The sequence below is a fragment of the uncultured Sulfitobacter sp. genome, from assembly GCF_947500075.1.
In the GTDB taxonomy this organism is placed as follows: Bacteria; Pseudomonadota; Alphaproteobacteria; order Rhodobacterales; family Rhodobacteraceae; genus Sulfitobacter.
This window is the reverse complement of record NZ_CANMQS010000006.1, coordinates 228,816-253,302: the sequence shown is the minus strand read 5'-3', so window position 1 is coordinate 253,302 and position 24,487 is coordinate 228,816. Positions and strand designations below refer to the sequence as shown.

Here is a 24,487-nt window from a genome sequence, read left to right as displayed (position 1 = left end):
CCTCTGGCGGGCAGGCTAACATCCATGAACAGAACACTTCTTTCATTCGGACATGGGTTCAGTGCACGGGCCATGGCGGCGCGGCTTGTGCCGCAGGGATGGCGCATCATCGGCACCACGCGCAGCGCAGACAAATGTGCGGGCATTGCCGCCACAGGGGTTGAACCGGTTGTCTGGCCCGGCACGGATGTGTCCCCGTTGCTGGGGGAGGTGGATCATGTGTTACTGTCCGCCGCGCCCGGTGCCGATGGCGATCCGGTGCTGAGGGAGTTGGAAGACCAAATCATATCCGCCGCGCCAAGGCTGCGTTGGGTGGGCTATCTGTCGACCACGGGTGTTTACGGCGACCACAAGGGCGCTTGGGTGGATGAGGGAACCGCGCTGACACCCGCCACCAAGCGCGGACAGGCGCGGGTTGAAGCGGAATCGGCATGGCAGGCGATCCCGGATCTGCCGCTGCATATCTTCAGGCTGGCGGGGATCTACGGACCCGGTCGGGGACCCTTTGCCAAGGTACGTGCGGGCACCGCGCGGCGGATCATCAAGGAGGGCCAAGTGTTCTCCCGCATCCATGTCGAGGACATTGCTCAGGCGTTGGAGCTGTCCATTGCACGGCCTGATCCGGGCGCTGTCTACAACCTGTGTGATGATGATCCTGCCCCGCCACAGGATGTGATTGGCCATGCCGCTGAACTGTTGGGTCTGCCACTGCCGCCTGCGGAAGATTTCGAAACGGCCGAGATGTCTCCAATGGCGCGTAGTTTTTATGCGGAGAGCAAGAAGGTGCGCAACGACCGGATAAAGCGCGATTTGGGCTGGAAACCTGCCTATCCCGACTACCGCAGCGGTCTGGCGGCGATGCTGGCCCAAGACCCGTGAGGCATTGAGCGCGCGGCGCATCTTGTCCATGCGTCACCCTGCCGCCATATAGGCCCGAACAGGCAGAGGCAGACCCATGACAGCACGCATTCAATCCCTTTTGGAAACGCCACGGTTTGGCAATTTCATCATGGGGGTGATCATTTTCAATGCGATCCTGCTGGGGATGGAGACGTCAAAGCCGATCATGGCGTTTGCCGGAGATTTGATCCTGACGCTGGACCGGATTTGTCTGGCGATCTTTGTGGTGGAACTGGCGGCAAAGCTGATCGTCTACCGCACCCGGTTCTTCCGCGATGGCTGGAACCTGTTTGATTTTGCAATTGTCGCCATTTCGCTCGCCCCGGCGGCGGAAGGGTTCTCTGCCTTGCGGGCGCTGCGGATCCTGCGGGTGCTGCGGCTGATCTCCACCGCGCCGCGGTTGCGGCGCGTGGTGGAGGGGTTTGTGACGGCGCTGCCGGGTATGGCGTCGGTGTTCCTGCTGATGGCGCTGATCTTTTACATCGCGGCGGTGATTTCGACGAAGTTGTTTGCAGCCAGTTTTCCAGATTGGTTCGGCACATTGGGGCAGAGCGCGTATTCCCTGTTCCAGATCATGACGCTGGAAAGTTGGTCGATGGGCATCGTGCGGCCGGTGATGGAGGTTTATCCGCTGGCGTGGATGTTCTTTGTGCCGTTCATCATGGTAACGACCTTTGCGGTGGTGAACCTGCTGGTGGGTCTGATCGTGAACTCCATGCAGGACGCGCATGCGGAGGAAAGCAATGCGGAGACGACCAGCTACCGTGACAATGTGAACGCGCGGCTTCAATCCATTGAGGACCGTCTGGACCGGTTGCTGGAGCAGCAGGGAAAGAAGTGATCAGGCGCGTTCCGCGTTCAGGCTGGCAACGCCGAGCACGCCCAGCACTTTCGCTTCGATCTGTGCTGCGTTCATCCCTGCGACAGCATACATGTCCGCTGGCGACGCCTGATCAATGAAGATGTCCGGCAGCACCATGGAGCGGAATTTCAGACCGTGGTCAAACACGCCTTCCTCGGCCAGCAGCTGTGCGACATGGCTGCCAAAACCGCCGACGGCGCCTTCCTCAACGGTGATCAGCGCCTCGTGATCGGCCGCGAGGGAGAGGATCAGGTCACGGTCCAGCGGCTTGGCAAAGCGTGCGTCCGCGATGGTGGGGGTGATCCCCTTGGCCGTGAGCGCTTCGGCGGCTTTTTCCACTTCTTCAAGACGGGTGCCGAATGACAGGAGTGCCACGCGACTGCCTCTGGAGATGATACGCCCTCTGCCAATCTCCAGCGGTGAGCCGGTTTCCGGCAGATCAACGCCGGTGCCGGAACCACGCGGGAAACGGAAGGCTATGGGGCCGTCGTCATGGGCCACGGCGGTGGCGACCATGTGTTTGAGTTCGGCTTCATCCGCTGCGGCCATCACCACAAATCCCGGCAGGTTGGCGAGGAAGGCCGTATCAAAGGCACCGGCGTGGGTCGCGCCGTCCGCGCCCACCAGTCCCGCGCGGTCGATGGCAAAACGCACGGGCAGGCGCTGGATCGCAACGTCGTGCACGACCTGATCATAGCCCCGTTGCAGGAAGGTCGAATAGATGGCGCAGAAGGGTTTCATGCCCCCTGCCGCGAGGCCTGCGCTGAAGGTGACGCCATGCTGTTCGGCGATACCGACGTCAAAGCACCGGGAGGGGTAGCGTTCCGCAAAGAGCTTGAGCCCGGTGCCGTCAGGCATGGCGGCGGTGATGGCGCAGATCTTGTCGTCCTTGGCGGCGTGATCCAGCAGGGCGTCGGCAAAGACGGAAGTGTAGCTGGGCGCGTTTGAAGGGGCTTTGGATTGCTCCCCTGTCACCACGTTGAACTTCGATACGCCATGGCCCTTGTCGCGCGCGGCTTCGGCGGGGGCATATCCTTTGCCCTTTTTGGTCAGCACGTGGATCAGGATCGGCCCTGTGGCGCGGGCCTTGACCGTGCGCAGGACGGGCAGCAACTGGTCCATGTCGTGGCCGTCGATGGGGCCGAGGTAGGAAAAGCCGAGTTGTTCGAACAGGGTGCCGCCAACAGCCATGCCTTTGAGCATATCCTTGGCGCGCTTGGCCCCTTCGCGGAAGGGTTCGGGCAGCAGGCTGACTGCCCCTTTCGCGGCGGCTTTGAATTCCTGAAACGGCTCTTCGGCATAAAGGCGGCTGAGGTAGCTGGACATCGCACCAACAGGAGGGGCGATGGACATCTCGTTGTCATTCAGGATCACGATCAGGCGTTTGCCCAGGTGACCGGCGTTGTTCATCGCTTCATAGGCCATGCCGGCAGACATCGCACCGTCCCCGATCACAGCAATGGCGTCGCCCGATCCTTCGGGGATCACGCCGCCCAGATCGCGGGCCGTGGCAAAGCCAAGGGCGGCAGAGATGGAGGTGGAACTATGCGCCGCGCCGAAAGGATCATAGGGGGATTCGCTGCGCTTGGTGAAACCACTGAGCCCGTCCTTCTGGCGCAGGGTCCGGATGCGGTCGCGGCGTTCGGTCAGGATTTTATGCGGGTAACATTGGTGGCCCACGTCCCAGATCAGCTTGTCACGCGGGGTGTCAAAAACCGCGTGCAGGGCAACGGTCAGCTCGACGACACCCAGACCCGCGCCAAGGTGACCCCCGGTCTCAGAGACGGCAGAAATCGTCTCTGCCCGGACTTCATGGGCGAGTTGGGTCAGTTCGGCGTCGCTCAGCCCTTTCATATCGGCAGGGCGCGTCACTTGATCCAGCAACGGGGTGTTTGGTCGGTTGGTCATGTCAGGTCTCGTCTGAGGTCAGCCTTTGGGGGTCAGCTTTTGCGGTCCACGATAAAACGCGCGGCTTCCTGCAAGGTGGCCGCTTCGTCTCCGTAGACACTGAGCGCATCGCAGGCAGATTGCACCAGTTCATCGGCGCGGCGTTTGGCCTCATCCAGCCCCATCAGGGAGACAAAGGTGGCTTTGCCGGCATTGGCGTCCTTGCCTGTCGCTTTGCCCACGGTGGCTGCATCCCCTTCGACGTCAAGGATGTCATCGGCGATCTGGAATGCCAGCCCGATGGCCTGCGCGTAGGTTTGCATCGGGTGATCCTTGGGGCTGTCACCTGCAAGCATGGGACCCGCAGTGCAGGCCCAGAGGATCAGCTTGCCGGTCTTGTTGCGCTGAAGTTCTGAAATCTGTCCCAGGGTCAGCGGGGTTGTCATCGTCTCTGCCGCGATGTCCTGCATCTGTCCGCGCACCATGCCGTAGCGGCCGCCGAGACGGGCGAGCATCTTGACCAGCATCTGGCCTTTCATGCCGAACTTGCTGTGGGAGATCAGTTCAAACGCCAGCGATTGCAGGGCGTCGCCGGCCAGCACGGCGGTGGCTTCGTCCCATTGTTTGTGCACGGTGGGTCTGCCCCGGCGCATGTCGTCGTCGTCCATGCAGGGCAGATCGTCATGCACCAGCGAATAGGCGTGCATACATTCAATGGCGAGTGCCGGATCAACGGACAATGCGGCATCAATCCCATGCAGGCGGCAGGATTCGAGCACAAGGAACCCGCGCAGCATCTTGCCACCGATCAGTGCGTGACCCATGGCCTTGCCCAGCCGGTCCGGATCAGGGGTGACTTCGGTGAAGCGGGCAGTAATACCTGCCTGAGCACGCTCCATCGCGTCGGCCAGCGGCAACGGGTCCAGCAAGCCCGTGTGGCGGATCAGGTCCATATTACGCGCCCTCGACCGGTTTGAGGCCCGTAGGGTTGCCATCGCCATCCAGCGTGATGGCCGCGACCTTTTCTTCGGCTTCTTTCAGCTTCGCTTCGCAGCGCTTCTTCAAGGCAGCACCGCGTTCATAGAGCGCAATGCTCTCTTCCAGCGCAACGTCGCCGCGCTCCAGCTGGCCCAGCACCTTTTCAAGCTCTGCCATGGCGGTTTCAAAGCTCATTTCATCCACGGATGTATCGGTCATTTCAGGTGCCTTTTCGCTCTCAATCGGCGCCACACTAATTGGTAAGCGCTGCCTTCACCAGAGGCGCTTTTGCGCGCTTGTGGCATAGGTCGGACAGGTACGGCGCGGCTTAGTCCGGGGCCAACATGTACCCCGCACCCCGTACCGTTTGCAGATAGCGGGGTTGTTTTGGGTTGTCCTCGATCTTGCGGCGCAATCGGGTGATTTGCACATCGACGGCGCGTTCCTGCGCCTGTCCCCGGTCGCGGCCCAGTTCTTCGACCAGTTTGGCGCGGCTGAGGGCTTCGCCGGGTTGGGCGGAGAAGATTTTCATCAGTTGGATTTCGGTTGCGGTCAGCCGGACCAGCGTGTCCTCCTGCCACATCTCCCCCCGGTCCATGTCATAGCGGATGGTGCCCAGTGTCAGCACTTTGGGTGCGGCATCCTGTGCGCTGGTGTCGGGCACCCGCCGCAGGATCGCGTTGATGCGCAACAGCAGTTCCTTTGGCTCAAACGGCTTGGCCAGATAATCATCGGCTCCCGCTTCCAACCCTTCGATCCGGTCTTCGGTTTCGGAATTGGCTGTCAGCAGCAGGATTGGCGTTTGCATGGTTTCGCGCAGTGCGCGGGTCAGGGCGAGGCCATCTTCGCCCGGCATCATCACGTCCAGCACGATGAGGTCGAAATCCAGCCCGGACAGAATGCGCCGCGCATGGGCTGCATCGCGGGCGGCGGTCACCAGAAAGCCGTTGCGCATCAGGAACTTCTGCAACAGGGTCCGGATACGTTCATCATCATCGACAATCAGCAGGTGGGCTTCCATATCACTCATGCGCCTGTCTCCTTCAGGCGAATGTAGCTGGTGCGCATCTCCTGGTCCATCATCGCTTCGAGGACCGTGCGGAAGCCTGAGACGGCTTCGGGGCCCGCGGTGCGGTAGGCCGCGCGCATGCGCGTCCGCTGGGCGTCTGACAGGGTTTGTTCAAGCGCTTTGCCGGCATCGGTCAGGTGCAGGTGGCGCTCGCGTTTGTCGTTTCGGCCCACGCGGCTTTCGACCAGCCCATCGGCGATCAAAGTGCGCAAAACGCGGTTGAGCGATTGTTTGGTGACACCAAGGATGGCCAGCAGGTTGTTCACCGTGGTGCCGGGTGCGCGGTTGATGAAATGGATCGCGCGGTGGTGGGCGCGGCCATAGGCCATGTCATCAAGAATGCGGTCCGGATCGGCCGTGAACCCGCGATAGGCAAAGAACATCGCTTCGATCCCCTGCCGCAACTGTTCATCGGTCAGAAACAGCAGGCTCTCGCCTGATACGGAGGAAGTGCTGCGGCCGTCTGCCATGGTGGTCCCCATTGTGTTTGGTGACGGTTACAATACGTCAGCCTTGTTGACACTCCAAGAGCGAAAGGCTAGTGAATCGCAGCTTTGGCGACAGGATATGTCCGTATCGGGCCTATTTTGCGCAACTTTCGAAAAAATGACCTTGGATTTGAGGGAGAGACGGATGTCAGCTGGGTATCATGATCGGGACGGTTCCATCTGGATGGATGGTAAATTGATCGACTGGCGGGATGCCAATGTGCATATCCTGACCCATGCGATGCATTATGCGTCTTCGGTGTTTGAAGGGGAGCGGTGTTACTCCGGCAAGATCTTCAAGAGCCGGGAGCATTCGGAGCGGTTGATCCAATCGGGCAAGCTGATTGATTTCGACATTCCCTATTCCGTCGATGAAATCGAAGCGGCGAAAGAGGCTGCGTTGAAGGCCAATGGCCTGACAGATGCTTATGTGCGTGCCGTCGCGTGGCGTGGTGCGGGCGAAGACATGGGCGTGGCATCGGCCCGCAACCCGGTACATATGGCGGTCGCTGTGTGGGAATGGGGCAATTATTATGGCGATGCCAAGATGAAGGGTGCCAAGCTCGACATCGCGAAGTGGAAACGCCCCTCGCCCGAGACCGCACCGTCACAGGCGAAGGCGGCTGGTTTGTATATGATTGCGACGATGTCAAAGCATGCAGCGGAGGCCAAAGGCTGTTCTGACGCGATGATGTTCGACTATCGCGGTTATGTGGCGGAGGCGACGGGTGCGAATATCTTCTTCGTGAAGGATGGCGAGGTGCATACACCTGCGGCAGATGCTTTCCTGAACGGGATCACCCGGCAGACGGTGATTGGGATGCTCAAGGACAAGGGCATCACCGTGCATGAGCGGGTGATCATGCCGGAAGAGCTGGAAGGGTTCGAGCAGTGCTGGCTGACAGGCACGGCGGCAGAGGTCACGCCGGTGGGTGAGATCGGGGACTACAACTTCGAGGTCGGCGCTCTGACACGGGATGTGTCGGAGAGTTATGAGAAGTTGGTGCGGGTCTAGGTTTCAAAAATGTCTTGCTGGCCCAGTGGTTGCACTGGGCCAGCACGACTTTATGCAGCTTTCTTAATCCAGGCGCTTTGCCTGTCGGTCAACCCACGCCACGCTGCTTCACCAGTAAGTCCAGCGACAAAAATGGAATCGTTACTATCTAGGGAAGTAGCAAGATAATCTCGGATCTCCGCTGAACTTTGCGTCGTCCCGATGATCCAGACTGACCCTTGAAGGTGGCACCATGAGCTGTAGCTCTTTATGAGTGCGATAAGGTCGCTATAGTTCTGACCTAATTTGTGAAGATCGTATGTGACAATGAAATTTGCCATAGGATAGTCTTTCCGGCTTTAGCCGTTTGAGAAGCCTAACCTTGACGATGCTACACGATCATGAGATTCCTAGAGCGTGCTCGGAAGGCACATCGTCGTTATGCGGCGGTTAGGCGTTGGGGTGAATCCCCAACGCCGTTTTTATACCTAGCAGAACAAAACGAGTCCAGCCCAAGCCTATGTAACACAACGATATGTTGGGACAGCTAAACAATGCCTCGCAACAAATTGCGTTTCACTGGTCTTTCCTGCGCTACTTTCGCAACGCAGGCAGCCCCACGCCCGTACTCTCAAACCCACCATCGGATGCGATCACCTGCCCGGTGACGTAGCTGGCTTTGTCACTGCACAGGAACGCGATCACCTCGGCAATCTCCTGCTCTGACCCGTATCGGTTCAGCGGGATCGCGTCGTGGTAGGCGTCGATGATGTCCTGCGTATGCACGGCCATCGCCAATTTCGTGCGCACGGGGCCGGGACAGACGCAATTGGCGCGGATGCCGTACTCCCCCAGTTCGGCGGCTTGTTGTTTCGTCAGCTGGATCACGGCAGCTTTGGAGGTGCCGTAGGCGACCCGAAGGGTTGACGCGCGCAGGCCGGAGATGGAGGCGATGTTGACGAGGGCGCCTTTGGTTTCGCGCAGCGCGGGAATGGCGGCCTGGGACATCAGGAACACGCCATCAAGGTTGGTCGCCATCACGCGGCGCCAGCGGGTGAAATCGGTTTCCTCAATAGGGCCGAAGTCCGCGACGCCGGCGTTGTTGATCAGCGCGTCGAGGCGGCCGAAGCGGTTCAGGATGTCGGGGAGGGCTGCGGTCACGGCGTCGGGGTCTGACACGTCATAGACAAAGCCGCTTGCAGCCTGGCCGAGGTCCGCCGTGGCTTTGGTCAATTCATCGCCGTCGCGGTCCAGCAGTGCCACCAGCCAGCCTTCGGCCAGCAGTGTCTTGGCGGTGGCAAGGCCGATGCCGCGGGCGGCACCGGTGATCAGGGCGACTTTCTCTGCCATCAGTAGTCCACACCTCGCTGGGCTTTGATGCCTGCCTTGAAGGGATGTTTGACCTCCACGATTTCGCTGACCAGATCGGCGTAGTCGCACAGGCCCGGTTTTGCGTCGCGACCCGTCAGCACCACGCCCGTGCGGGCGTCGCGGGCGTCCAGACCCGCGATGACATCCTCGACCGACAGATAATCATAGCGCATCGCGATGTTGATCTCATCCAGCACGATCAGATCATAGTCGCCGCTTTCCATCATCTCACGTCCCTTGGCAAAGGCGGCCTGGGCGGCGGCAATGTCGCGGTCCTTGTCTTGTGTGTCCCAGGTGAAACCTTCGCCCATGGTGTGCCATGTGACTTCGCCCAGACGGTCAAAGAACAGCCGTTCGCCGGTTTTCCATTTGCCCTTGATGAACTGCACCACGCCGACCTTTTGTTTCCACCCCAAGGCGCGCACGACCATGCCGAAGGCGGAGGACGATTTGCCTTTGCCGGCCCCTGTGTGGATCAGCACCAGCCCCTTGTCGGGATCGCGCAGTTCGGACACCTTGGCGCGCTGCTCTGACTGGCGTTTTTTCATCTTTTCTTTGTGTTGTATGGCGTCGGTCATGTCGGGGTCCTTTAGCCGGGGGTGACGGAGGGCGGGCCTTTGCCCTTGGATTTGGTGCGGTCGAGGCCAAGCTGCCGTTCCCGCCAGATGATCAGCACGCCGCCCGCAATCACAAGCGCCGCGCCCAGCAGGATGGCAGGTGTTGGCACCTCTGAAAAGACCAGCCAGCCGATGACGCTGGCGAAAATCATCGAGGAATAGTCGAAGGGCGCCAGCATGGATGCGGTGCCGAAGCGGTAGGACGACGTTACCATGATCTGTGCCACGCCACCAATGAGGCCCGCGCAGATGATCAGGGCAAGCGGGACAATGCCGGGTGCGGTCCAGCTGAGGCCTTTCATCGGGAAGATCAGGCCAAGGGGCAGAGTCAGGAGGGACAGGCAGACGGCGGTGAGAGAGAAGTAGAAGACGATGGCCGACGTGCTGTCGGTCTGGACAAGGCGGCGGACGTGGATTTGCACCATGGCGCGCAGGATCGACGCAGCGAGGACCGCAAGCGCGCCAAGTGTTGCGGTCTGACTGTATCCGCCCGCGCCGACGGACAGGCGCGGGGCAACGACGATCATCACACCGATCAGGCCAAGGGCGACTGCGGACAGGCGGAAAAGGCGCACCCGCTCGCCCAGAAAAAGGGCGGCGAAGAGGACGGTGAACATCGGTGTGGCGTAGCCGATGGCGGTGACTTCCGGCAGGGGCAGCAAGGCGAGGCCTGCGAAGGTGAGACCCATCGCCATCGTGCCGAAGAGGCCGCGCCAGACATGGCCGAAGAGGTTGTTCACTTTCAGCCCATCGTGCAGATGCCCTTGTTGCCAGAGCCAGAGCATGATGATCGGCATCGCGAACAGGGACCGGAAGAAGACTGCCTGTCCTGCTGGTACGGCGTCAGAGGCTGCTTTGATCAGCGCTGCCATCACCATGAACAGAAACACCGCCGCCAGCTTGAGCGCAATTGCGGTGCCGGGGCGGTGTTGGGTCATGTTGGGGGCCATGGGCGCCTTTTGCGCCCGTGGCTGTCAAAGATCAATGGGGTCAGTTCAGTTGTGCGACACCGAGAGGCACGGCGAACTTCAGACACCAGATGTACAGCTCATTATAGTCGTCGATGTTGAGCGATGCCGGCACGATGTAGCTTTGCGCGCCGTTGAGGTTCTTCAGCACGCCCAGATCGCTGGCGTTGATGAACTCACCATCCTTGCCGAAACCCACACGCGGGTCTGGCGCCCCATCCAGAGAGAAGCTGGCGTCGAAGGTCACGGTGGCGGTGCCGTCGGCGTTTTTGGTGATGGTCACCCCTCCAGTGGTGATGTGATCGCTGGCACCTGTGAAGGTGCCTGTTGTGTCGGCGAAGGCGGCGGTGACGGGACCGACAATGAGGAAGGCGGTGATAGCGGCTTTGACGATGTTTTTCATGCTGTGTTCCTGAGATGTGTGTGTTGGGTTGTTCGTTTCGATGCGCAACAGTTAGCATTAGGAACCAATCAGTTCAAAACACGAGTCCGTGAGTTGTGTAACGGTTGGTTCCATACTATATCTCCGGCAGAAACAGGAGCAGACAGATGGCACGACCCAGAGAGTTTGAAGCGGATGACGTGATTGAGAAGGCCATGCAGGTCTTCTGGCAGCATGGGTATGAAGAAGCGTCTTTGCCGGATCTGCTGGAGGGGATGGGTTTGACTAGGGGCAGTCTTTACAAGGCTTTCAAGGACAAGAAGAACCTCTTTCTGCTGGTGCTGAACCGCTATGAGCTTGAAGCTGTCGATGCGGCGGTTTCACTGCTGACCGGAGGGGAGATTCCTGATGGCAAGGAGCGTGTCCTGCAAATGTTTCGCGGGCTGGTCGCCAAGGTTGCCGAGGGGGACCATCGTGGATGTTTGCTGTGCACTGCGGCGGCGGGTTCGGCGGCAAATGACCCGGATATTGCCCAAGCGGTGCAGGGCAGTTTGAGCAGGATGCAGGCAGGGTTTGCGCAGGCGCTGGCCGATGCGCCGGACCTTGCGGGGTTGTCTGACGCGCGGCGGCTGCGCCTCGCCGATACGCTGTTGACGCAGTATATTGGCTTGCGGATGATCGCGCGGTCGCAATTGCCGCTGGGTGTGCTCGACCATGCAGTACAAGCGGTTGAGGATGTTCTGAACGGCGCGGCTGGTTAGCGAATTTTCCGAGTGTCTAGCCGATCACGCCCTGGTTCCCACCCACCTGTCCACGATGCAACAGCAGGTGATCCAGCAACACACAGGCCATCATCGCTTCCCCCACCGGCACCGCGCGGATGCCGACGCAGGGGTCATGGCGGCCTTTGGTGACGATCTCCGTCTCTTCGCCGGATTTGGTGATGGTCTTGCGTGTGGTGAGGATGGAGGAGGTGGGTTTGACCGCAAAACGCACCACGATGTCCTGCCCGGTGCTGATCCCGCCGAGGATGCCGCCGGCGTGGTTGGAGGAGTAGCGTGGTTGCCCATCGTTCCCCATGAAGATTTCATCGGCGTTCAACTCTCCGGTCAGCATCGCGGCAGACATGCCTTCGCCGATCTCCACACCTTTGACGGCATTGATGCTCATCATCGCGGCAGCCAGATCGGTGTCGAGCTTGCCATAGACCGGCGCGCCAAGGCCTGCGGGTACACCGCGGGCGGTCACTTCGATGATGGCCCCAACGCTGCTGCCGGATTTGCGCAGCCCATCGAGGTAGGTGGCCCAATCAGTCGCGGCTTTTGCATCGGGTACCCAGAAGGGGTTTTGGTCGATCTGGTCCCAGTCGAAAGAGTCACGGTCGATCTGGTGTGGCCCCATCTGGACCATGTACCCGGTGATCTGCATGTCCGGTGCCAGCGCCTTGATCGCCTCGCGCGCCAGCCCGCCGGCAGCCACACGTGCAGCGGTTTCGCGGGCGGAGGACCGCCCGCCGCCGCGATAGTCACGGATGCCGTATTTCTGGAAATAGGTGATGTCCGCATGGCCGGGGCGGAACTTGTCCTTGATGTCACCGTAGTCCTTGGAGCGTTGATCGGTGTTTTCGATCATCAGCTGGACCGGTGTGCCGGTGGTGACGCCTTCAAATGTGCCGGAGAGGATCTTCACCGCGTCCGCTTCGCGGCGCTGGGTGGTGTATTTGTTCTGCCCCGGTTTGCGCTTGTCGAGCCAGTGCTGGATCATCTCTGCGTCGATGGGCACACCGGGAGGGCAGCCGTCAACTGTCGCACCCAAGGCGGGTCCGTGGCTTTCGCCCCAGGTGGTGACGCGAAAGAGGTGGCCGAAGCTGTTGATGGACATGTGCGATGCTCCAGAAAAGTCCAGTGCGACATACGCCGGGACAGACGTGAATCCAAGTTAAATGAAAATCCGTTGCCGAAACCATGATCTTTATTTAGAGACGCATACCCACAACCAAATGATGGAGGCTGACATGGCAAAGCGTGTTCACCCCGACGACCATCCCTCCTTTCGAGGTCACATCTAAACGAAGAAAGTCTTTCCCTTCAGAAACACGGGTCAAGACCGGTCCGCGCATGGTGCGCGGGCGATGTGGAGCTGATGGAAAGACTTGGTCGGAATGATCCTTGCCCCTGTGGTTCAGGGCGCAGGTTCAAACAATGTTGTTTGAAAGGTGGCCGATATGACGGCAGCCGCCGGGATCACTACTTTTAGAGATCGCGAGTAACACCTGCCGGGGGTGCTTGCCGTTTGGTGGGCACCCTCCTATACGTGTCGATACCTCGGGGGACTCCATCGGAGTTGAGATAGCGAAAGCTGACCCGTCGAACCTGAACCGGTTAACACCGGCGGAGGGAAGGTCTGGACATCCATCCAACACTTTCTGACGCCGCATAATGGAGGATGCCATGAGACATCTTGCACTTGCTGCACTGACAACGACCCTGACAACCACGGCCGTATGGGCGGATACACCCGTTCTGACCGTCTATGCGGGGGATTATTTTACATCTGAATGGGGACCTGGTCCCGTCATTGAGACCGAATTTGAGAAGGTCTGCGATTGTGATCTGCAATGGTCCACGGGTGATCTGCTGCCGCGTCTGCTGCTGGAAGGCACACGGACCAAGGCGGATGTGGTGCTTGGGCTGACCTCTGACCTGACCGCCAAAGCCCGCGCAACGGATCTGTTTGCGCCGCATGGTCAGGATAACGCCGCTTTGACCCTGCCGATTGAATGGAGCGATGATACCTTCCTGCCTTTCAATTACGGCCATACCGCCTTCATCTACAACGAGACGCTGATGGAGAATCCGCCCAGCAGCTTTGAAGCACTGCTGGAGATGCCCGATGACGTGAAGATCGTCATTCAGGACCCGCGCACGTCGCTTTCCGGATTGGCGTTGGTGTTGTGGGTTGATGCAGTCTATGGCGACAAAGCGGCTGAGGCCTGGGGCAAACTGGCGCCGAAGATCCTGACGGTGACGAAGGATTGGTCCTCCTCCTACGGCATGTTCACCGATGGCGAGGCTGATATGGTGCTGAGCTATACCACGTCACCTGCCTATCACATGTTTGCCGAGGAAGATTTCACCAAGAAAGCGGCGATCTTCCCGGAGGGGCATTATTTCATGGTGGAAACCGTGGCGAAGATTGCGGGCACGGATCAGTCAGAGCTTGCCGACACCTTCATGGCATTTGTGATGTCGGAGACCTTCCAGAGCCAGATCCCGACGGCGAACTGGTCGCTGCCCTCCGCTTTGCCGCAGGATCAGTGGCCCGAAGGCTGGGATCAGCTGCCGCTGCCTGAAACCGTTCTGTTCTACGATGAGGCGGAAGCCGCCGCAGTGCAGGAGAAAGCGATCGAGGCATGGCGCTCCGCCCTGACGCAGTAACGCGCAAAATTGGAATCACCGCTGCCGGATTGACGGTGGCGGTGGTTCTTGCCGCTTGTGTGGGGATCGCCACGCGGGCGGAGGTAACGGCAGGGTTTGGTCCGGGCGACTGGAGTGCGATCCGCTTTACCGTGGTGCAGGCGGTGTTGTCTGCGTTTGTTTCTGTCTTGCTGGGGGTGCCATTGGCGCGCGCATTGGCGCGTCGGCAGTTCTTTGGGCATGGGTTGCTGGTCATGTTCCTTGGTGTGCCGTTCATCCTGCCGGTGATTGTGGCGGTGATCGGGTTGCTCGCTGTCTTCGGACGCAATGGCTGGCTGAACGCGGCGCTGGGCGCAGTGGGGCTGCCGGAGGTGTCGATTTACGGGCTGCATGGTGTTGTGCTGGCCCATGTGTTTTTTAACCTGCCGCTGGCGACACGGTTGATCCTGCAAGGCTGGCAAGCGGTTCCTGCGGAGAGGTTTCGATTGGCCGCGCAATTGGGACTGACGCCGCGCGCGGTGGCAAGGACAATTGAATGGCCGATCCTGCGACAGATTGTGCCGGGGGCTTTTGCGCTGATCTTTGTGATTTGCCTGACGTCTTTTGCCGTGGCTTTGACGCTGGGCGGCGGGCCGAAGTCGACGACCATCGAATTGGCGATCTACCAGACGTTTCGGTATGATTTTGATCTGGCGCGGGCGGCAATGCTGTCGGGCGTGCAGCTGGTGCTGGCAGGCGGCGCGGCGGTGTTGGCGCTGTCGATCATGCCGCAGGTGGTGCTGGGCGGCGGGTTGGACCGGGTGGCCCAGAGGTGGGATGCACGCGGCGGGCTGCAACGGCTGGGTGACATGGCGGTGATTGTCTTGGGAGCCGGGTTCTTGCTGCTGCCGCTGGGCGCTGTTGTGGGGCGCGGATTGTTGGGTCTGGGGCAGATGCCGGGCACGGTCTGGCAAGCGGCGGGAATATCCTTGCAGGTGGCTGTGGTGAGCGTGGTGGTACTGCTGTTGATTGCGCTGCCGATGGCGGGCTGGATTGCACAACGGCGGTCGGGCGGGGTGGAGGCGATTGGGTTGATTGGCCTGTCCTTCTCTCCGCTGATGATCGGGACGGGGTGGTTTATCCTGCTTAACCCGGTGGTGGATCCAATTTCGCTCGCACTGCCCGTGACGGCTTTGGTCAACGCCTTGATGGCGCTGCCCTTTGCGTTGCGGATCATGGTGCCACGCTTGCGTGACACGCTGCAACAGTTCGGACGGTTGAGCGAAAGCCTGTCGATGCGCGGCTGGCCGCTCTGGCGTTGGGTGATCCTGCCACGGCTGCGGCCTCAGATCGGGTTTGCAGCCGGGTTGACGGGGGCCTTGTCGATTGGCGATCTGGGGGTGATCGCGTTGTTTGCAGACCCGGATCGCGCGACGTTGCCTTTGCAGATGTACCGACTGATGGGGGCCTACCGGATGGAAGCGGCGGCGGGCGCGGCGTTGTTGTTGCTCACGTTGGCGCTGGCGGTGTTTTGGATCTGCGACAAGGGAGGGCGTTGGGGTGCTGAAGCTTGAGGACGCGCGAATCGCGCAGGGCGGGTTTGAAATGCGTGCGGAGATGACGCTGGAGATTGGTCAGAAATACGCGGTTATTGGTCCGTCCGGGGCAGGCAAATCGACCCTGCTGGCGGCATTATGTGGGTTTCTGCCGCTTGTGTCCGGGCGTTTGTTGTCCGATGGGGTCGAGATGACTGATACCCCGCCCGGCGCGCGGCCGATGACGATGTTGTTTCAGGACAACAACCTGTTTCCGCATTTGACCGTGACCCAGAATGTGGGCCTTGGACTGCGTCCGGATATGAAGCTGTCCGCAGTAGATCTGGACCGGGTGCGGGATGCGCTGGGGCGTGTCGGGCTGGCGGATCATGCAGACAAGCGGCCCGCGGGATTGTCGGGCGGCCAACAAAGTCGCGTGGCGCTGGCGCGGGTGCTGGTGCAGGCGCGGCCCTGGTTGTTGCTGGATGAGCCTTTTGCGGCTTTGGGGCCCGCGCTCAGGAATGAAATGCTGGATTTGGTGCAGGATCTGGTGGCAGAAACGGGCGCGGGGTTGATCATGGTGACTCACGCGCCGGAAGATGTGCGGCGAATCGCGGATCAGGTGATTTTTGTGGGAAAGGGGCGCGCGGAGGCACCGCAACCGGCGGCCGCGTTGATGGACAACCCGCCGCCGGAATTGAGAGCATACCTCGGTTAGAAAAATCGGAAATTTTGAATATTTCCGACCGTTTTCTTTCAAAGAAAACGATTATGCCGCGACCGCGGTTTTCACATCAATGATCCGCAAGGCGGCTTGCGCAGCTTCCCGGCCTTTTGTCACGAAATGCTCCCGGTAAATCGCGTTGTGATGCTCCGTTTCCTGATAGTGATGCGGTGTCAGCGAGACGGACAGCACCGGCACGCCGGTGTCCAGCCCCACGCGCATCAGCCCGTCCACAACGGCGCTGGCGACAAAATCATGGCGGTAGATCCCGCCATCCACGACAAAGGCCGCACAGGCAATCGCGTTGTAGCGGCCTTGCGCGGCAAGCGCCTGCGCCATCAGCGGCATTTCAAACGCGCCGGGCACGTCGAAGACATCGACCTGTGCCGCGGGGATAAGCTCACAAAAGCCATCAAGCGCGCGGTCGACGATATCCGCGTGCCACTGGGCTTTGATGAAGGCGAAACGGGCGGGGGCAATGCTGCCTTGTGTCATAATGATCTCCTTTGGTTCAGACACGTCCACCCAAGGCGATCACGCGCAGCCAAAGGCCGAAGCCCCTGATCACACGCATTCTCTTCCATCCGGACTATGACCGTCGGCTCTGGCGTCTCACCAGATCTGCTGGCACCACCGCAGTGGCCGCTCGCGGGCTCATGGGTCAGGCCCATATACCGCCGGTGGGGAATTTCGCCCCGCCCTGAGAATAACGCCACGTTGCCAATTCTCGCGCAAAGCTGCAAGAGGAAGGACATGTGACGTAAGGACCCGCCATGCACCCGAACCCCATTTTTCACACAGCGGATGCCGTAAAGAACCTTGGTTTTGCCCGTGACCGCGGGTTTGGCGTTCTTGCGGTGAGTGCGGAGGGTGGCCCTTTGATGGCGCATATCCCATTTCTGCTGAGTGATGATGGGGAGACGGCAGAACTGCATCTTTTGCGCTCCAACCCCATTGCGCGGGCGTTGTCTGCACCTTTGCCTGCCAAAATCGCGGTGTCCGGTCCAGATACCTATGTTTCACCCGATTGGTACGAGGTGCCCGATCAGGTGCCGACATGGAATTACGTTGCCGTGCATCTGAAAGGAAAGCTTCGGATGCAGCCGACGGAGGCGCTTCACGACCTGCTGGACCGCCAATCGGCGGCTTATGAGACACGACTTTTGCCCAAACCGCCCTGGAAGACCGAAAAAATGACCCCGGACATCATGGAACGGATGATGCGGACAATTGTTCCTTGTGCGTTTGATATCGCGGGTGTGGATGGCACCTGGAAGCTGAACCAGAACAAACCGGACGACGTGCGGATGCGCGCGGCAGATCAAGTTGCGGCACATGGATTTGGCAGTGAAACCAGCCTGATGGCGGCGCTGATGCGCAATGCGGGCAAGGGCTCATTGTAAGGGTACATTTGTGCGATTGCCCTGCCTGAGCCGGGCGGTGATACTAGGTCCAATGCGTTATTTCCGAAGGAGTCCCCCATGAAGCTCGCCTATTCCCCAACGTCTCCCTATGTGCGCAAGGTCATGGTGCTGTTGCATGAGACGGGACAACTGGATGACGTGACCCTGTCAGACATTGCAACCACGCCGATGGATCCCGCAGCGGCGTTGTTGCCGCAAAACCCGCTGGGCAAAGTGCCTGCGTTGGAACGTGCGGAGGGGCCCGCGCTTTATGACAGCAGGGTGATCTGCGCCTTTCTTGATGATCGGGCAAAGGCCGGGCTTTATGGCAGCGGGGCGCGCCATTGGGACATCCGCACGTTGGAGGCAACGGCGGACGGGATCCTCGATGCGGCCCTTTTGATGGTCTATGAGGGCCGTCTGAGGGCGGAGAGCGAGCGTTCGGCGGACTGGGTCGAGGCACAATGGAGCAAGGTGGCGCGGGGCATTGCCGCGTTGAACACGCGATGGATCAGCCATTTGTCTGGCTCTTTGGATATGGGGCAGATCGCGGTGGGATGCGCGCTCGGCTATGTCGATTTTCGCCACGGTGCGCGGGGCTGGCGGAAAGGGAATGACGCTTTGGCAAGCTGGTATGAGGCGTTCGATTCGCGTCCGTCGATGCAGGCAACAGCGCCACCACAACAGTAAAACGGGTATTTTGGTCGCGTTTACGGTTCATTAAGTACCCAACTGCGACCCTTTGCGCGACTTTGACATCTGGACGGGCGTGCTGCGTCCCGCTAGATACGCACCAGAATGGGGCTCGGCTATCGTGTGCCGGGCCGTTTTGCAGTGGCCTGTTCAGGCCAGAAACAGGAGCTAACCCGTGTCCAACGCAGAAGATCACGCAGGCACCCGGAGGGATTTCCTCTACTACGCAACCGCTGGCACAGGCGCTGTCGCCGTCGGCGCAGCGGTTTGGCCGCTTGTTAACCAGATGAACCCATCCGCAGACGTTCTGGCGCTGTCCTCCATCCGTGTGGATGTGGGCGATCTGGCACCCGGATCGCAAATGACGGTGAAATGGCTTGGCAAACCCGTCTTTATCCGGCGCCGGACAGAGGAAGAAATCGCAGAGGCGCAGGCAGTCGATCTTGCTGACCTGCCCGACAATGACGCGCGCAACGAGAACCTTCCGAGCGGTGTTGATGGCGACGATGGAAACCGGTTTTTGCCACCGCCAGCTGGCTCAGAAGATGCGGTTGCCGGTGAATGGCTCGTGATGATGGGTGTTTGTACGCACCTCGGCTGTGTTCCTTTGGGCGATGCGGGTGACTTTGGTGGTTGGTTCTGCCCCTGCCACGGGTCGCACTACGATACGTCGGGCCGCATCCGTAAGGGGCCTGCGCCGACCAACCTGCCGGTTCCACCGGCAGAGTTTGTCGACGAAACAACGATCAAACTGGGTTAAGGGAGAAAACTGATGGGTGGAATTCCTCACGACCATTACGAACCAAAGTCGAACAGCGAAAAGTGGCTGCACCGCCGCCTTCCTGTCGTTGGCTTGATGTATGACACATTGATGATCCCGACGCCCAAGAACCTTAACTGGATGTGGATCTGGGGTATCGTGCTGACTTTCTGTCTGGCGCTTCAGATCATCACTGGTATCGTTCTTGCGATGCACTACACGCCGCATGTGGACAGCGCGTTCGCCTCGGTTGAGCATATCATGCGCAACGTCAATGGCGGCTATATGCTGCGGTATATGCACCAGAACGGCGCCTCGCTGTTCTTCGTCGCCGTTTATGCGCATATCTTCCGGGGTCTCTATTACGGCTCCTACAAGGCCCCGCGTGAGATTACGTGGATCATCGGCATGCTGATTTACCTGCTGATGATGGGCACAGCCTTCATGGGGTACGTGCTGCCATGGGGTCAGATGTCCTTCTGGGGTGCGACCGTGATCACCGGCCTGTTCGGTGCGATCCCATTCGTCGGTGAAAGCCTGCAGACGTTGCTTCTGGGTGGACCAGCGGTGGACAATGCGACGCTGAACCGTTTCTTCAGCCTGCACTATCTGTTCCCGTTTGTGATTGCGGGCCTTGTGATCATTCACATCTGGGCCTTCCACACCACGGGCAACAACAACCCCACGGGTGTTGAGGTGCGGCGCACCTCCAAGGAAGATGCAGAGAAAGACACGCTGCCCTTCTGGCCCTATTTTGTGATCAAGGACCTGTTCGCCCTTGCGGTGATCCTGCTGGTCTTCTTTGCGATCGTCGGGTTCATGCCGAACTATCTTGGTCACCCTGACAACTACATTGAGGCGAACCCACTTTCGACGCCTGCACACATTGTGCCGGAATGGTACTTCCTGCCCTTCTACGCGATCCTGCGTGCCTTCACTTCTGACGTTTGGGTCGTGATCATCGCGGAGACGCTGACAGGCGGCATCATCGACGCGAAGTTCTTTGGCGTGCTCGCGATGTTTGGCGCGATTGCCGTGATGGCGCTGGCGCCTTGGCTGGATACATCCAGCGTGCGGTCCGGCCGGTATCGTCCGATGTTCAAGTGGTGGTTCTGGCTGCTGGTGGTCGATTTCTTCGTCCTGATGTGGCTGGGCGCGATGCCCGCGGAGGAGCCCTATGCGACATTCTCCCTGATCGCATCCGCTTATTGGTTTGCCTACTTCCTTGTGATCCTGCCGCTCTTGGGTGTGATCGAAAAGCCGATGACACCACCGGCAACCATTCAGGAAGATTTCGAGGCGCATTATCCTGCCAAGACAGACGGCGGCAGCCCCGCTGTGAACCCGGCAGAATGACGGAGATGACAATGATCAAGAAACTTACCCTCTCCGCGCTTGCAGCCTTTGGTCTGACCACTGGCGGCGCGATTGCCGCCGGCGCATACGACTCGCATATCGAGGATTTCGACTTCTCGTTTGAAGGGCCGTTTGGGACCTATGACGTGAACCAGTTGCAGCGCGGCTTGCAGGTCTACACTGAGATTTGCGCTTCCTGCCATGGTCTGAAGTTTGTCCCCTTGCGCACAATCGGCGATGAAGGCGGCCCCGGCCTGCCGGAAGAGCAGGTGATCGAATACGCCAAGCAGTTTGAAGTATTCGATGCCGATCTGGATGACTTCCGGGAGGCCGTGCCAACGGATCACTTCCCGGAGTCTGCATTGGAGAATGCGCCGGACCTGTCCTTGATGGCAAAGGCGCGTGCCGGTTTCCACGGCCCTTACGGACTGGGAATCAACCAGTTCTTCAAAGGTATCGGCGGACCTGAGTATATTGCATCCCTCCTGACCGGCTACACCGGTGAAGAGAAAGAGCAGGCAGGCACGACATTCTACGAAAACACCGCCTTTCCGGGTGGCTGGATTTCCATGGCACCCCCGCTCTATGGGGAAGACGTGGATTTCGCAGATGGGCATGACAACGACCTGCACCATATTGCGGAAGACGTCTCCGCGTTTCTGATGTGGACAGCGGAACCCAAATTGGGCGCCCGCAAACAGGCCGGTTTCGCAGGTGTGCTTTTCCTAACTCTGCTGTCCGTGTTGCTCTACTTGACCAACAAGCGGCTCTGGGCGCCTGTTAAGGGCAAAGAGCACTAAGCACATACTCCTGGACGCGAACCGGTTCTCGGTTTGCGTCATATACGAAAATGGCCCCCCGCTTCTTTTCAGTAGCGGGGGGCAGTCGATCTCGGGGGCTGTCGGAAGAGGAATGCCCCACTGAGATTGGGAAATCAGTGCTAAGTAATAGGTCAGAAGGCGAGCGAGTTTTCACTGCCCCGGTCTGAAGGGCTTAGCCCCCCATCGCGCGTGCCTGACCCTTGATCGTTCTAAAGGCTCCCCGTGGTATCGAGAATGCGAACCGTTGTGCGGCAGGGAGCCATGTCTTAGATATGTTAAGGATGAGCGGATTTACGCCGCGCGTCTGTAATCTGGATTACAAAGGGTTAAATTCCTTCGTTTTCCTCAATGTCGCGCAGGGCCTCGGGATCACGCACCTGTACCATGCCGCGGCCCAGTTCAATGATCCCGCTTCGTTTCCAGACTGACAGGGTCTTTGAAACCGTCTCTCGGGTGGCGCCAATGAAGTTGGCAAGATCTGCGTGTGACATCTGGAGCGCTTCATTCTCTGGCCCTGACAGATGCAGGATGATCCGGGCGAGCCGACTTGTCACGTTGCGGAACACCCTGTCGGCGTATTGATCGGCCATCCAGCGCATCCGGTGGCCCGCCAGTTCCATCATGTCCGTAAAGAGGGCAGGCGTTTCCTGTAGCGCGGCGAGGAACTTCACATTGCTGACGCCCCAGACTTCCGTCGGCTGACGGGCTGTCAGCGTTGCGGTGCGCGGGCCGGGAGAAAACAGCGCAATCTCCCCCGCCAGGGCGCCTTTCTGGAGGATGTTGAGGCTCAGTTTCTGACCCTCAGATGATAGAATGCTGACCTCAAGCTCCCCCGATACAATGGCATAGAGCGCATCGCCAAAGTCACCTTGCTCAAACAGGACATCGCCCGTCTTGAGGATCCGGCGGGTCGCGACCGAGCGCATCAGATCGATCAATTCATCCGATGCGGAAGCGAGGAAACCAGATTTGCTGAATGCGTCCTTGGCCATCGGGATCACACGACCAAGTGCTGTTGGGCATGTGCGCGCACCGTTGCCCGCACGATCTGCCCGACAGGTTGTGGCGCGTCAAACCGGACTTCGGCAAATTGTGCGGTGCGCCCCATCTGTGGGCTTTCCATCAGGACATCGTGCTGTCGCCCAACCTGTTGGGCCAGGTGGCGCTGCACCTGCGCCTCACCTGCGGCCCGCAGTTGCGCCGCACGGGCTTTGATCGCCTTGCCATCCACGGCGGGCATTCTTGCTGCAGGCGTGCCTTTGCGCGCCGAGTAGGGGAAGACATGCAGCCAGGTCAGGTCACATTCGCGCACCAGCGCCAGCGCATTGTCGAACATTGCGTCCGTCTCTGTCGGAAATCCGGCGATGATGTCCGCGCCAAAGGTCATATCGGGACGCAGGCGGCGGGCCTCATCACAGAACCGGATTGCATCGTCGCGCAGGTGGCGGCGCTTCATCCGTTTGAGGATCATGTCGTCCCCATGCTGGAGGGACAGATGCAGATGTGGCATCAGGCGAGGCTCGGTCGCGATGGCCTGCATCAGGTTTTCATCTACTTCGATGCTGTCGATGGAGCTGATCCTGAGTCTGGGCAAATCCGGCACGAGCTTCAGGATCCGCATCACCAGATCCCCCAACCGCGGCGTCGCTGGCAGATCCGCCCCCCAGGAGGTCAGGTCAACACCCGTCAGGACAACTTCGTTGAACCCTTTGTCGACCAGCCGTTTGATCTGATCCACCACAACACCCGCCGGGACGGATCGCGAATTCCCGCGGCCGTAGGGGATGATGCAAAAGGTGCATCGGTGATCGCAACCGTTCTGGACCTGCACATAGGCTCTTGAACGGGTGCCAAAGCCATCAATCAAATGGCCTGCCGTTTCCTTGACGGACATGATGTCATCGACCTGCACGCGCTCCGTCTCACCGATGAAATCGGCTGCAAGCCCTGCCCATGTCTCTGGCAACATCTTTTCGGTGTTGCCGATGATGGCATCTACTTCCGCCATGGCGCTGAACGTTTCGGGTTCAGTCTGCGCCGCGCAGCCGGTGACGATAAGGCGCGCGTCTGGATGGGTCTTGCGCAGCTTGCGAATGTCCTGTCTGGCCTTGCGCACAGCTTCCGCGGTGACAGCACAGGTGTTGACCACGACAGCATCGCCCAGGCCGGACTGCGCGGCGAGGTCTTTCATCGCCTCAACCTCATAGGCATTCAGACGACAGCCGTGGTTGGAGAAGACAGGCGCGCTCATCCGATACTGTCCAGAAAGGCCGGTGTCAGGGTGCCGGTAAAGACATGGCTGCTGGGTCCGGTCATCCAGACGCCATCATCGCGCCAGTCGATTTCAAGCGTTCCACCGTCCAGATCAATCTGAACGCTGCGGCCTGTCAGACCCCGCCGCGCCGCCGCAACGGCGGTCGCGCAGGAGGAGGAGCCGGACGCAAGCGTCACCCCAACGCCGCGTTCCCAAACCCGCATGCGGATGTGATCCGGGCCAATGATCTGGGCAAACTGCACATTTGTGCGTTCAGGGTAGAGCGGATGATGCTCCAGCGCCGCACCGCGCGCCGCCAGATCAATCGCTGCGAGATCTTCTACGAAGAAGGTGCAATGGGGGTTTCCCATGCCGGTCGCCGTTGGTTCCCCTTCGATGGGCAGCCTCAGCGTGTCCATCTCCCGCGCCAGTGGCACTTCATGCCATGCAAGTTGGGGTGCACCCATGTTCACAGCCGTGAGGCCATTGCCCCGATCCTCCGCCGCCAGATCACCGCGCTGGGTGGTCAGATGCAAAGCCGTTTTGCCGCTTTCATCCATGAGATGGCGCGCGATACAGCGCGTCGCGTTGCCACAGGCCGCTGCCCTTGATCCATCTGCGTTGTAGAATGTCAGATGCGCATCCCCCGCACCCTCAGCGGTGATCACTGCAAGCTGATCGAATCCTACGCCAAAGTGCCGATGCCCCACCGCTTGCGCCAGCTTGGATGTCACAGGTTGCATCTGCGCACGCGCATCAACAACGACAAAGTCGTTGCCCAGCCCGTGCATCTTCATGAAGGGCATCCCGGAGGTCGATGAATTGCTCATTCTGGCGCATATAGCGGCCTGCGTCATACTTATCCAGAAGGCGGCGCAGATTTCCCGACGTTTGGGGCTTGACCCCCATGGGACTCCTTTCTAGATACACCCCTCGTGGGCCGTTAGCTCAGTTGGTAGAGCAACTGACTTTTAATCAGTGGGTCGCAGGTTCGAACCCTGCACGGCTCACCACTGACTTTCCCGACATA

Annotated in this window: 27 protein-coding genes, 1 tRNA gene and 2 riboswitches; of the genes, 14 read left to right on the top strand and 14 right to left on the bottom strand. The window is 59.9% G+C overall.

Translation table 11 applies throughout. The annotated features are described in order from the left end of the window. The first annotated feature begins 24 nt into the window (after nt 1-24). The gene (locus Q1A91_RS18890; RefSeq protein ID WP_299881289.1) at nt 25-879 is read left to right on the top strand and encodes an SDR family oxidoreductase; all 855 of its coding nucleotides are present in this window, start codon (nt 25-27) and stop codon (nt 877-879) included. Nucleotides 880-955: 76 nt separating this feature from the next. After that, nucleotides 956-1,741, top strand: coding sequence for an ion transporter (locus Q1A91_RS18885; RefSeq protein WP_299881286.1), 786 nt, complete (start codon nt 956-958; stop codon nt 1,739-1,741). Here the strand turns inward: Q1A91_RS18885 and dxs are convergent, their stop codons facing one another. The 5 genes from dxs to Q1A91_RS18860 all read right to left on the bottom strand — a co-directional run bounded on the left by dxs (nt 1,742) and on the right by Q1A91_RS18860 (nt 6,166). Beyond that, nucleotides 1,742-3,670 carry a 1-deoxy-D-xylulose-5-phosphate synthase gene (gene dxs, locus Q1A91_RS18880; protein ID WP_299881283.1) on the bottom strand — a complete coding sequence of 643 codons (1,929 nt, stop codon included), beginning with the start codon at nt 3,668-3,670 and terminating at the stop codon, nt 1,742-1,744. A gap of 32 nt (nt 3,671-3,702) precedes the next feature. After that, on the bottom strand, nt 3,703-4,602 hold the full coding sequence (locus Q1A91_RS18875) for a polyprenyl synthetase family protein (RefSeq protein ID WP_299881280.1): 900 nt from the start codon (nt 4,600-4,602) through the stop codon (nt 3,703-3,705). A gap of 1 nt (nt 4,603) precedes the next feature. Continuing rightward, nucleotides 4,604-4,846: an exodeoxyribonuclease VII small subunit gene (locus tag Q1A91_RS18870; RefSeq protein WP_299881277.1), complete on the bottom strand. Its 243-nt coding sequence runs from the start codon at nt 4,844-4,846 to the stop codon at nt 4,604-4,606. A gap of 109 nt (nt 4,847-4,955) precedes the next feature. After that, a complete protein-coding gene (locus tag Q1A91_RS18865; protein WP_299881274.1) occupies nt 4,956-5,657 on the bottom strand; it encodes a response regulator in 702 nt (233 codons plus the stop codon). Further along, nucleotides 5,654-6,166 carry a MarR family transcriptional regulator gene (locus Q1A91_RS18860; RefSeq protein WP_299881271.1) on the bottom strand — a complete coding sequence of 171 codons (513 nt, stop codon included), beginning with the start codon at nt 6,164-6,166 and terminating at the stop codon, nt 5,654-5,656. Before Q1A91_RS18860 ends, Q1A91_RS18865 begins: the two co-directional genes overlap by 4 nt. A 163-nt stretch (nt 6,167-6,329) precedes the next feature. On the opposite strand from Q1A91_RS18860, the gene Q1A91_RS18855 reads away from it, so the two are divergent. Further along, entirely contained in the window at nt 6,330-7,199 is an 870-nt protein-coding gene (locus Q1A91_RS18855) for a branched-chain amino acid aminotransferase (protein ID WP_299881268.1), read from the top strand. A gap of 573 nt (nt 7,200-7,772) precedes the next feature. Here Q1A91_RS18855 and Q1A91_RS18850 read toward each other — a convergent pair. Genes Q1A91_RS18850 through Q1A91_RS18835 form a run of 4 tightly spaced genes read right to left on the bottom strand, consistent with a single transcriptional unit; the run spans nt 7,773 to nt 10,537 of the window. After that, entirely contained in the window at nt 7,773-8,528 is a 756-nt protein-coding gene (locus Q1A91_RS18850; protein ID WP_299881265.1) for an SDR family NAD(P)-dependent oxidoreductase, read from the bottom strand. Next, nucleotides 8,528-9,127, bottom strand: coding sequence for a cob(I)yrinic acid a,c-diamide adenosyltransferase (gene cobO / locus Q1A91_RS18845; protein ID WP_299881262.1), 600 nt, complete (start codon nt 9,125-9,127; stop codon nt 8,528-8,530). The genes Q1A91_RS18850 and cobO overlap by 1 nt, the downstream gene beginning before the upstream one ends. 11 nt (nt 9,128-9,138) lie before the next feature. Continuing rightward, nucleotides 9,139-10,116: a DMT family transporter gene (locus Q1A91_RS18840; RefSeq protein ID WP_299881259.1), complete on the bottom strand. Its 978-nt coding sequence runs from the start codon at nt 10,114-10,116 to the stop codon at nt 9,139-9,141. A 40-nt stretch (nt 10,117-10,156) separates the two neighbouring features. Next, a complete protein-coding gene (locus Q1A91_RS18835) occupies nt 10,157-10,537 on the bottom strand; it encodes a DM13 domain-containing protein (RefSeq protein WP_299881256.1) in 381 nt (126 codons plus the stop codon). A 146-nt stretch (nt 10,538-10,683) separates the two neighbouring features. On the opposite strand from Q1A91_RS18835, the gene Q1A91_RS18830 reads away from it, so the two are divergent. Then, nucleotides 10,684-11,277 (top strand): TetR/AcrR family transcriptional regulator, encoded by a 594-nt coding sequence (locus tag Q1A91_RS18830; protein ID WP_299881253.1) that lies wholly within the window; start codon nt 10,684-10,686, stop codon nt 11,275-11,277. 16 nt (nt 11,278-11,293) lie between these two features. Here Q1A91_RS18830 and aroC read toward each other — a convergent pair whose 3' ends face one another. Then, nucleotides 11,294-12,397, bottom strand: a complete 1,104-nt coding sequence (gene aroC / locus Q1A91_RS18825) for a chorismate synthase (RefSeq protein WP_299881250.1) — start codon at nt 12,395-12,397, stop codon at nt 11,294-11,296. A gap of 261 nt (nt 12,398-12,658) precedes the next feature. Between aroC and Q1A91_RS23720 the strand changes: the two genes are divergently transcribed. From Q1A91_RS23720 to Q1A91_RS18810, 4 genes are all read left to right on the top strand, one after another. Then, nucleotides 12,659-12,772: an SEC-C metal-binding domain-containing protein gene (locus Q1A91_RS23720; protein ID WP_367278698.1), complete on the top strand. Its 114-nt coding sequence runs from the start codon at nt 12,659-12,661 to the stop codon at nt 12,770-12,772. Nucleotides 12,773-12,831: 59 nt separating this feature from the next. Continuing rightward, a riboswitch (TPP riboswitch) is annotated at nt 12,832-12,932 on the top strand. Nucleotides 12,933-12,966: 34 nt separating this feature from the next. After that, entirely contained in the window at nt 12,967-13,953 is a 987-nt protein-coding gene (locus Q1A91_RS18820; RefSeq protein ID WP_299881247.1) for a thiamine ABC transporter substrate binding subunit, read from the top strand. Further along, nucleotides 13,929-15,485: a thiamine/thiamine pyrophosphate ABC transporter permease ThiP gene (locus Q1A91_RS18815; protein WP_299881244.1), complete on the top strand. Its 1,557-nt coding sequence runs from the start codon at nt 13,929-13,931 to the stop codon at nt 15,483-15,485. Before Q1A91_RS18820 ends, Q1A91_RS18815 begins: the two co-directional genes overlap by 25 nt. Beyond that, complete coding sequence (locus Q1A91_RS18810) at nt 15,472-16,164, top strand: ATP-binding cassette domain-containing protein (protein WP_299881242.1); 693 nt, start codon at nt 15,472-15,474, stop codon at nt 16,162-16,164. Before Q1A91_RS18815 ends, Q1A91_RS18810 begins: the two co-directional genes overlap by 14 nt. A gap of 51 nt (nt 16,165-16,215) precedes the next feature. Here Q1A91_RS18810 and Q1A91_RS18805 read toward each other — a convergent pair whose 3' ends face one another. Then, the gene (locus Q1A91_RS18805) at nt 16,216-16,650 is read right to left on the bottom strand and encodes a 6,7-dimethyl-8-ribityllumazine synthase (RefSeq protein ID WP_299881405.1); all 435 of its coding nucleotides are present in this window, start codon (nt 16,648-16,650) and stop codon (nt 16,216-16,218) included. A gap of 88 nt (nt 16,651-16,738) precedes the next feature. Beyond that, a riboswitch (FMN riboswitch) is annotated at nt 16,739-16,882 on the bottom strand. 61 nt (nt 16,883-16,943) lie between these two features. On the opposite strand from Q1A91_RS18805, the gene Q1A91_RS18800 reads away from it, so the two are divergent. The 5 genes from Q1A91_RS18800 (at nt 16,944) to Q1A91_RS18780 (ending at nt 21,182) form a co-directional block, all read left to right on the top strand. Next, nucleotides 16,944-17,573: an FMN-binding negative transcriptional regulator gene (locus Q1A91_RS18800; protein WP_299881239.1), complete on the top strand. Its 630-nt coding sequence runs from the start codon at nt 16,944-16,946 to the stop codon at nt 17,571-17,573. Between the two features lie 78 nt (nt 17,574-17,651). Further along, a complete protein-coding gene (locus Q1A91_RS18795; RefSeq protein ID WP_299881237.1) occupies nt 17,652-18,263 on the top strand; it encodes a glutathione S-transferase in 612 nt (203 codons plus the stop codon). A gap of 178 nt (nt 18,264-18,441) precedes the next feature. Next, entirely contained in the window at nt 18,442-19,026 is a 585-nt protein-coding gene (petA, locus tag Q1A91_RS18790) for a ubiquinol-cytochrome c reductase iron-sulfur subunit (protein ID WP_299881235.1), read from the top strand. A 12-nt stretch (nt 19,027-19,038) separates the two neighbouring features. Continuing rightward, nucleotides 19,039-20,382: a cytochrome b gene (gene petB / locus Q1A91_RS18785; RefSeq protein ID WP_299881232.1), complete on the top strand. Its 1,344-nt coding sequence runs from the start codon at nt 19,039-19,041 to the stop codon at nt 20,380-20,382. Between the two features lie 11 nt (nt 20,383-20,393). Beyond that, nucleotides 20,394-21,182, top strand: a complete 789-nt coding sequence (locus Q1A91_RS18780) for a cytochrome c1 (protein ID WP_299881229.1) — start codon at nt 20,394-20,396, stop codon at nt 21,180-21,182. A 347-nt stretch (nt 21,183-21,529) separates the two neighbouring features. On the opposite strand, the gene Q1A91_RS18775 is transcribed toward Q1A91_RS18780, so the two are convergent. The 3 genes from Q1A91_RS18775 to dapF are packed head-to-tail and all read right to left on the bottom strand — an operon-like array spanning nt 21,530 to nt 24,287. After that, on the bottom strand, nt 21,530-22,195 hold the full coding sequence (locus Q1A91_RS18775) for a Crp/Fnr family transcriptional regulator (RefSeq protein ID WP_299881226.1): 666 nt from the start codon (nt 22,193-22,195) through the stop codon (nt 21,530-21,532). Nucleotides 22,196-22,200: 5 nt separating this feature from the next. After that, a complete protein-coding gene (gene mtaB / locus Q1A91_RS18770; RefSeq protein ID WP_299881223.1) occupies nt 22,201-23,454 on the bottom strand; it encodes a tRNA (N(6)-L-threonylcarbamoyladenosine(37)-C(2))-methylthiotransferase MtaB in 1,254 nt (417 codons plus the stop codon). Then, nucleotides 23,451-24,287: a diaminopimelate epimerase gene (gene dapF / locus Q1A91_RS18765; RefSeq protein WP_299881219.1), complete on the bottom strand. Its 837-nt coding sequence runs from the start codon at nt 24,285-24,287 to the stop codon at nt 23,451-23,453. Before dapF ends, mtaB begins: the two co-directional genes overlap by 4 nt. A gap of 107 nt (nt 24,288-24,394) precedes the next feature. Between dapF and Q1A91_RS18760 the strand changes: the two genes are divergently transcribed. Then, nucleotides 24,395-24,470: transfer RNA gene (locus Q1A91_RS18760), tRNA-Lys, on the top strand. The last annotated feature ends 17 nt before the right edge of the window (nt 24,471-24,487 follow it).

Coding starts and splice junctions, on each gene's coding strand:
- Q1A91_RS18890 (WP_299881289.1), top strand. CDS start 25: ATGAACAGAACACTTCTTTCATTCGGACATGGGTTCAGTGCACGGGCC.
- Q1A91_RS18885 (WP_299881286.1), top strand. CDS start 956: ATGACAGCACGCATTCAATCCCTTTTGGAAACGCCACGGTTTGGCAAT.
- dxs (WP_299881283.1), bottom strand. CDS start 3,670: ATGACCAACCGACCAAACACCCCGTTGCTGGATCAAGTGACGCGCCCT.
- Q1A91_RS18875 (WP_299881280.1), bottom strand. CDS start 4,602: ATGGACCTGATCCGCCACACGGGCTTGCTGGACCCGTTGCCGCTGGCC.
- Q1A91_RS18870 (WP_299881277.1), bottom strand. CDS start 4,846: ATGACCGATACATCCGTGGATGAAATGAGCTTTGAAACCGCCATGGCA.
- Q1A91_RS18865 (WP_299881274.1), bottom strand. CDS start 5,657: ATGAGTGATATGGAAGCCCACCTGCTGATTGTCGATGATGATGAACGT.
- Q1A91_RS18860 (WP_299881271.1), bottom strand. CDS start 6,166: ATGGCAGACGGCCGCAGCACTTCCTCCGTATCAGGCGAGAGCCTGCTG.
- Q1A91_RS18855 (WP_299881268.1), top strand. CDS start 6,330: ATGTCAGCTGGGTATCATGATCGGGACGGTTCCATCTGGATGGATGGT.
- Q1A91_RS18850 (WP_299881265.1), bottom strand. CDS start 8,528: ATGGCAGAGAAAGTCGCCCTGATCACCGGTGCCGCCCGCGGCATCGGC.
- cobO (WP_299881262.1), bottom strand. CDS start 9,127: ATGACCGACGCCATACAACACAAAGAAAAGATGAAAAAACGCCAGTCA.
- Q1A91_RS18840 (WP_299881259.1), bottom strand. CDS start 10,116: ATGGCCCCCAACATGACCCAACACCGCCCCGGCACCGCAATTGCGCTC.
- Q1A91_RS18835 (WP_299881256.1), bottom strand. CDS start 10,537: ATGAAAAACATCGTCAAAGCCGCTATCACCGCCTTCCTCATTGTCGGT.
- Q1A91_RS18830 (WP_299881253.1), top strand. CDS start 10,684: ATGGCACGACCCAGAGAGTTTGAAGCGGATGACGTGATTGAGAAGGCC.
- aroC (WP_299881250.1), bottom strand. CDS start 12,397: ATGTCCATCAACAGCTTCGGCCACCTCTTTCGCGTCACCACCTGGGGC.
- Q1A91_RS23720 (WP_367278698.1), top strand. CDS start 12,659: ATGGAAAGACTTGGTCGGAATGATCCTTGCCCCTGTGGTTCAGGGCGC.
- Q1A91_RS18820 (WP_299881247.1), top strand. CDS start 12,967: ATGAGACATCTTGCACTTGCTGCACTGACAACGACCCTGACAACCACG.
- Q1A91_RS18815 (WP_299881244.1), top strand. CDS start 13,929: ATGGCGCTCCGCCCTGACGCAGTAACGCGCAAAATTGGAATCACCGCT.
- Q1A91_RS18800 (WP_299881239.1), top strand. CDS start 16,944: ATGCACCCGAACCCCATTTTTCACACAGCGGATGCCGTAAAGAACCTT.
- Q1A91_RS18795 (WP_299881237.1), top strand. CDS start 17,652: ATGAAGCTCGCCTATTCCCCAACGTCTCCCTATGTGCGCAAGGTCATG.
- petB (WP_299881232.1), top strand. CDS start 19,039: ATGGGTGGAATTCCTCACGACCATTACGAACCAAAGTCGAACAGCGAA.
- Q1A91_RS18780 (WP_299881229.1), top strand. CDS start 20,394: ATGATCAAGAAACTTACCCTCTCCGCGCTTGCAGCCTTTGGTCTGACC.
- Q1A91_RS18775 (WP_299881226.1), bottom strand. CDS start 22,195: ATGGCCAAGGACGCATTCAGCAAATCTGGTTTCCTCGCTTCCGCATCG.
- mtaB (WP_299881223.1), bottom strand. CDS start 23,454: ATGAGCGCGCCTGTCTTCTCCAACCACGGCTGTCGTCTGAATGCCTAT.
- dapF (WP_299881219.1), bottom strand. CDS start 24,287: ATGAGCAATTCATCGACCTCCGGGATGCCCTTCATGAAGATGCACGGG.